Origin of the sequence: Pseudolactococcus raffinolactis NBRC 100932 (assembly GCF_001591765.1) — a bacterium.
GTDB lineage: Bacteria > Bacillota > Bacilli > Lactobacillales > Streptococcaceae > Pseudolactococcus > Pseudolactococcus raffinolactis.
Window position 1 is genome coordinate 1 of sequence record NZ_BCVN01000104.1, and the last position, 687, is coordinate 687.

Consider the following 687-nt stretch of genomic DNA (forward strand, 5'->3'; position numbering starts at 1 on the left):
CAATCACTTTTCTACGTTTTGAAAAATTAGGGAAAAGGATTTTCTTTTGCTTCATGTTCTTCCTGACAGGTGTAATTAGATCAATTCCTTTTAATTCCAGCCTATCATGCAGTGACTGACCTAGATATCCCATATCTCCAAGGACTGTTGGTGTCCCAAATTGACTCAACACTTCCTCGGTCATTGAACTATCAGCCATTAAAGCAGGAGTAATTGTGTAGTCTATGACATAGCCTGATTCACTGACTAAAGCATGACATTTACATCCATAGAAGTACTGTCCCTTTGTAGCATTGTAGCCAACATTTGCATAATCTCCAAGAACTTTGCTTCTGAAATTACGAATAGGCTGACACAAAGGAATGGGGAAGCTGTCAATAATGGATACACTAATTCCTTCAACCTCTTTAAAGACGAGTGCTTGGCGAATGACTTGGATACTCGGTAAGAGGGCATTACAACGGCGGACAAAGCGAGAATATTCTAGGAAATTAGGAAATAAACTTTGAGCAAGTTGGTGCTTAGCTTTAAGTGTTTCACTAAAATGCAGTACGCCCCATAGGTAACAAGCGATAACTAAGCAATCTGATGTTGCGAGATGGACGTTCTTTCGGTTTTGAACCTCAAAGGGGAACACTCGTTTGATAAAGCGTCTCAATGGTTGTCAGTAAATAAACAAAAACTTTT

The 687-nt window shown here is 39.3% G+C and carries 1 pseudogene; it reads right to left on the minus strand.

What is annotated here, in order from left to right:
* A pseudogene (locus LRA01S_RS10620) lies at positions 1 to 687 on the minus strand (IS982-like element ISLll1 family transposase); the annotation flags it as partial.